This window comes from Enterobacter sp. PGRG2, from assembly GCF_030291195.1.
Taxonomy (GTDB): Bacteria; Pseudomonadota; Gammaproteobacteria; order Enterobacterales; family Enterobacteriaceae; genus Enterobacter_D.
This window is the reverse complement of the sequence record NZ_CP127837.1, coordinates 726747-732726: the sequence shown is the minus strand read 5'-3', so window position 1 is coordinate 732726 and position 5980 is coordinate 726747. Positions and strand designations below refer to the sequence as shown.

The window sequence follows — 5980 nt, the reverse complement described above, 5'->3', positions numbered from 1 at the left end:
TGTATATATTTAAGAGGGATTTTATTATGCATTTTAAAAAGCATACGCTGGCGCTATTAATGGCGCTGGCGTGTACCCCTTTTGGCGCATCCGCGGGTACACTAACCGCTAACGATCAAACGAATACTATTAGCGGGCTTGACGCCAGCCAGATGTTATCTAAGGACAATGGGAATACCTGGCTGGCGTACAGCACCGAGAATCAGAATAACTTCCCGGGTAATGTCGTGGTCATCGTTGCAGTAAAAGACGATATGGCAATTAAGTCGCAGGCTTACGACCCGTCCCAGTCTTACCCGACCCCTGGCACCGTGGTGCGTTACAACGGTTATTACTGGAGCAGCCAGTGGTGGGTAAATCCAGGTGAGATGCCTGGCAGTAATAGTGTATGGCTGAAGGGTAAGGAAGTGAAAATTAACACCCTGGCAACCTTTACTTTTACGCCTTATACCGGCCAGGCTGCCGTAGATTTTCAAAATGAGCAAAAAGGAAAAGTTGCTGCACAACGTAAAGTCTATGGATACTTCCCGGAGTGGGGCGTTTATGACGCGCATAAGAACTTTACGCCGGACAAAATTGATTACACTGGCATTACGCACCTGAATTACGGCTTTGCGGTGGTTAAGCAGGGCGTTGTCGTGACACACGACACCGAAAAAGGGCCAGGCCTGATGCGCGAACTGGATCAGCGTACAGAGCTGGCGGGCGTAACCAATATTCTCTCTGTGGGCGGCTGGAACAATTCTGAAGAGGGCCAGTTTGAAGCGGCAACGGCGACTGACGCAGGTATCGAGACGCTGGCCAACAGCATCGTATCTTACATGATGACCTGGGGTTTTGACGGCGTTGATATTGACTGGGAATACCCGGATACCGACGCCGAAAAAACCCAGTTCACCAGGCTGATTAAGTCCCTGCGCACTAAACTGGACGCCGAGGGTGTGAAAGAAGATCGCTACTATCAGCTTTCTGCCGCGGTCACGGCAAACCACAATAAGATCCAGTATATCAACCCAGCTGAGACGGTACCGCTGCTTGATTCCGTTAACGTCATGTCTTACGACTTCCATGGCGCATTTGATCCGATCACTGGCCACAACTCACCGTTGTTCGCCAACAGCAAAGATGCCGATCTGGAATTTAACTCAGCGTCGGCGATGGCGGCTTACAGCACCACCTGGAAGGTACCGAAATCTAAGCTGATGATGGGACTGGCCTGGTATGGTCGCGGCTGGGGCAATGTAGAACCCACCGAAATCGTGAAAGGGCTGCCAGGGTTGTTTGCGCCGGGCACGGCTACTATACATGGCCAGTGGGATGACAACGGACAGTACACTGGTACCAACCCATGGTATTACCTGAAAGGTCTGGTGAATAACGGTCAGTATACCCGTTATTGGGATCCTGAATCGCGAGTGCCTTATTTGTACAATAGTGCAACTAAAGAGTTTTTGACTTACGACGATCCGCAGTCAATCCGGGAAAAAGTTGATTACATCAATCAGGAAGGCTACGGCGGCGCTATTGTCTGGGATCTGAGCGGCGATACGCCGGAGCATGAACTGGGCAACATTGTGAAAGAGATCATCACGACGCCTGCGCGTGATCCGGATCTGAAAGGGTTGTTTGTCACCCTGTTTGATAATCAACAGCGTGTCGTTATCAACCTCGATGCGTCTAAGTTGTCTCCTGGTAATGCCTACCGTGTGGAAGTTGACGGGCAGTATCTCTTCTCCACGGAAGGGGCAACAGCTTACTACTCATATCGCTACAACTACGGTAAAGAGGTGTCTTTACGCACAGGTAATGCGGCTTATATCCTGCACCCCGGGGCCAAAATCACCGTTAAACGTACTCAGCCTAACCCAGCCGTCATCGGCGAGCTGATCGTTACCGAAGATATGCTGCAAGGAAATAATCCGGTTGTTAACGACGGCGACGTTAAATCCTTGAAAGTTATCCAGGAAAATAATATTCCCTACGTTCTTGTCGAGTTTGCAAAAGATAAGCTGAAGAGTGCCGACGGCTCATCTTATATTGCGAAAGTTATCGATGATGACAAGAAAAAAGGGAATTACATTTTCAGTTGCGACAATGGTTCCTGTTTTTACAGTTCCGTCAGTGATAAGGGCGACACTATGGTTGTGAAATCAGATGAGCGGGATATCTCCGTAGGCGAAACTGTGGTGGTTGAGCGTACCTCCCCGAATCCGGCGACCATTGCAAAAATTGTCGTTACTGCCGATATGCTGAAATAACAGCTTGTATAAAATGTTATGCCGCCTGCTTGCAGGCGGCTTTTTTACGTTGTGCCCTGTTCCATACCACCCTCTTTTCTGGCATTGAAATCATAACCATTCTCATTTACAATCTGGATAGATTTTGAACGGGAGTGCATATGTACATTTGTCTGTGTAATGGCGTGAGCGATAAGAAGATCCGCCAGGCAGTACGCCAGTTTAGTCCTCAGTCATTTCAGCAGTTGAGGAAGTTTATCCCGGTTGGCAACCAGTGCGGGAAGTGTGTACGTGCGGCGCGTGAAATCATGGAAGATGAGCTGATGAAGCAACCTGAGTTTAAAGAAATCGCCTGAGTTCCTGTCACTACTGCGAAGCTGCCTGTTGCAAATTACCGTCTGCAGACAGCGTCGTGCTATGTCCCTCTGTTTAGCCTTTCTCTTATCCCCTGCAATCGTATTACCGTTCTAATAAGAAATAACTTATTTGGACATTACATTTAGTAAATTAAAAATTCTTTTTGTTGCTTAATTTATATAATTTCCCATTTCGTTAATATTTCATCCGAAAAATAAATTATATGTCATTTCTTGCTGAATAATGCTTTTTATTGTTTTTAAGAATAAATTCCGGGCTAATTTCCTATTTGCTGGTATTGCAGGCCTATTTTGTAGGCCCGTTGCTTCGGGAGTGCTATAACGTTGCTGATAGTGAAAAGTGTAACTGCTGGCACTACTTCATTGCGTCTGACTCTGTATATCACTATCACTGTTTTCAATGAATCGACAGAACGGACAACAATATTAAAGGAACTTATTATGCACCTTAATAAAATTATGGGCGCACTGTTGCTTGCAACAGTGGGTTTCCCATTTGCAGCATCGGCTGCAACATTAATCGCTAACGATCAGACTAATACCATCACAGGCCTGGATGCCAGTCAGATGCTTTCGAAAGACAACGGCGCCACCTGGATTGCTTACCAGAATGAAAATCAAGATAACTTTCCGGGCAATGTGACCGTTACCGTCGCGGTAAAAGACGATAAGGTCATTGAGACGCCAATATACGATCCGAGCCAGTCTTACCCGACGACCGGAACAGTTGTTCGCTATGACAACCACTACTGGACCAGTAAGTGGTGGGTAAATCCTGGTGAATATCCGGGTGTTGACAGCGTCTGGGAGAGAGGTACTGAGATAAATATCCAAACGCTGGGTATATTCGGCTTTACGCCTTATACCGGTCAGGCGGCGATTGATTTCCAAAACGAACAGAAAGCGAAAGTTGCCGGACAACGTAAAATTTACGGCTATTTCCCGGAATGGGGTGTCTATGACGCGCACCGTAATTTTACGCCGGACAAAATTGATTACAGTAAGATCACCCACCTGAATTACGGCTTTGGTATTGTGAAAAATGGTGAAGTCATCACCCATGATACTGAGCAAGGTCCCGGTCTGATGAGAGATCTGGATAAGCGTACCGAAGCCGCAGGCGTCACCAATATTATTTCTGTCGGGGGCTGGAATAACTCGCTGGAAGGAGAATTTGAAACCGCGACCGCCACGGATGCTGGTGTCGAGAAGCTGGCTAATAGCATTGTCAATTATATGCTGACCTGGGGCTTTGACGGGGTGGATGTTGACTGGGAATATCCGGATACCGAAGCGGATAAAAGCCAGTTTACTAAACTGATTAAGTCGTTGCGCAGCAAACTCGACGATCAGGGCATTAAAGATGATAAATATTATCAGCTTTCCGCAGCTGTTACCGCCAGCCACAGTAAGATGCAGTATATCAATCTGGCGGAAAACACGGCGCTGCTCGATTCTGTCAACGTTATGGCCTATGACTTCCACGGCTCATTCGATCCGATCACCGGTCATAACGCGCCGCTTCATGCCAACAGCAAAGATGAAGATCAGAAATTCAATACCGCGTCTGCAATGACGGAATATGCCACTACCTGGCAAGTGCCAAAGAATAAACTGATGATGGGTATCCCCTGGTATGGACGCGGCTGGGGCAACGTGGAGCCGACCGAAATAGTGAAAGGCCTGCCGGGTCTGTTTGCACCGGGTACCGCGACTGTTCATGGCGCGTGGGATGATGATGGTCAGTTTACGGGTACTAACCCCTGGTATCGCCTGAAAGAGATGTTAGCCAGCGGCGATTATACGCGTTACTGGGATCCGGAAGCGATGGTGCCTTATCTGTATAGCAGCAAAACCAAAGAGTTTTTTACCTATGACGATCCGCAATCAGTGCGCGAGAAAGTTAATTACATCAAGCAGCAGCAATTTGGTGGCGCTATCGTCTGGGATCTGAGCGGCGATACTGAAACGCACGAGCTGGGCAACATTGTCGCCGATGTCATTAAGGAGGACGTCGCTCCGAACATTACTCATTTTCAGTTGGGCCGGGTTATTCCAAACAGTGCAGATGCAGGGTTCAAATGGACAATGAGCCGCGATTTTTATGAAAATAAAAAACTGCGATTCACGATGCCGACCCCGACCGATCACAGTAACTATGTCGCTATCATTAACGTGAAAGGGAGTAAGAATTACTGTGAGAGTGAGAATAAACCCGATAGCGATACGGTTGTTTTCTGCCTGAATACAGGGGTATTCACTGAGCCAGGAGTAGTGGCAAAACTCGTTGATGATAATGACCCGAGCAATGTTTACGCCTCTCTGGAGGTGACTCAGGAACAACTGAATACAGCGGAGAGCAGCGATATCGTTGATACCTACATTAAAAATATCAACGGCAAACTGGAATATAGTGTGATCGCTGACATAAGCCTCGTCCATAGTCGGCAATATCTCAACATGTATATCGATCATAAAGATCAAACTGGTAAGGTGACGGGATCGACTTTCGTAGGATCGTTTTACAAAATGGATCAAGTCAATACGGGGACCTCGGCGGCCATGCTAGGGGACTTGCGCAATAATCGATACTTAAGCGCTACCAGTGAGAATCCAAAAGCGGGCGATGAATATGTCTTTGCGCTTGCAGATGGCTCTCAACCCGATTCTGCCCGCCTGAAGGTGCTGACAAGCATGACGGTCACACCTCAGATGCTGCAAAAATAAGAGTATAAGTCTTAACAACCAGAGCCTGCTTAACCGCAGGCTCAGCCGTTTGCATAGCGCAATTTTTCGACGTTCTACTACGCTTGTAGGTAGTGGAAGCGGAGGAACGATAAAATGAAAGGTGATGTTAAGATAATAAATTATCTCAATAAATTATTGGGAAACGAGCTTATCGCAATCAACCAGTATTTCTTACATGCACGCATGTTTAAAAACTGGGGCCTCAAACGTCTTAATGACGTCGAATACCATGAATCCATTGATGAAATGAAACACGCCGATAAATATATCGAGCGTATTTTATTCCTCGAAGGGATCCCCAATCTCCAGGACCTGGGCAAACTCAACATTGGTGAAGATGTTGAAGAGATGCTGCGTTCCGATCTTGCGCTTGAATTAGATGGGGCGAAGGATCTGCGCGAAGCTATTGCCTGGGCGGACAGCGTTCATGACTATGTCAGCCGTGACATGATGATTGAAATTCTGGCCGATGAAGAAGGTCATATTGACTGGCTGGAAACGGAACTGGATTTGATCCAGAAAATGGGCATTCAGAATTACCTGCAGGCCCAGATCCGCGAAGAGTAAGCATTATCTACAGAGCGGCGACAGCTCGCCGCTCTGCTTCAGTAAATCTCC

General features: G+C 47.3%; 4 protein-coding genes. All 4 read left to right on the top strand.

The window, feature by feature from the left end; genetic code table 11:
- Positions 1-2258 (top strand): glycoside hydrolase family 18 protein (locus QRD42_RS03210; RefSeq protein WP_321988168.1); only part of this gene is annotated, 2258 nt, incomplete at its 5' end.
- Positions 2259-2398: 140 nt separating this feature from the next.
- Complete coding sequence (gene bfd, locus QRD42_RS03205; protein WP_072571590.1) at positions 2399-2593, top strand: bacterioferritin-associated ferredoxin; 195 nt, start codon at positions 2399-2401, stop codon at positions 2591-2593.
- Positions 2594-3055: 462 nt separating this feature from the next.
- Positions 3056-5341 (top strand): glycoside hydrolase family 18 protein, encoded by a 2286-nt coding sequence (locus QRD42_RS03200; RefSeq protein ID WP_321988167.1) that lies wholly within the window; start codon positions 3056-3058, stop codon positions 5339-5341.
- 114 nt (positions 5342-5455) lie between these two features.
- The gene (bfr, locus tag QRD42_RS03195; RefSeq protein ID WP_321988166.1) at positions 5456-5929 is read left to right on the top strand and encodes a bacterioferritin; all 474 of its coding nucleotides are present in this window, start codon (positions 5456-5458) and stop codon (positions 5927-5929) included.
- Positions 5930-5980 lie beyond the last annotated feature (51 nt).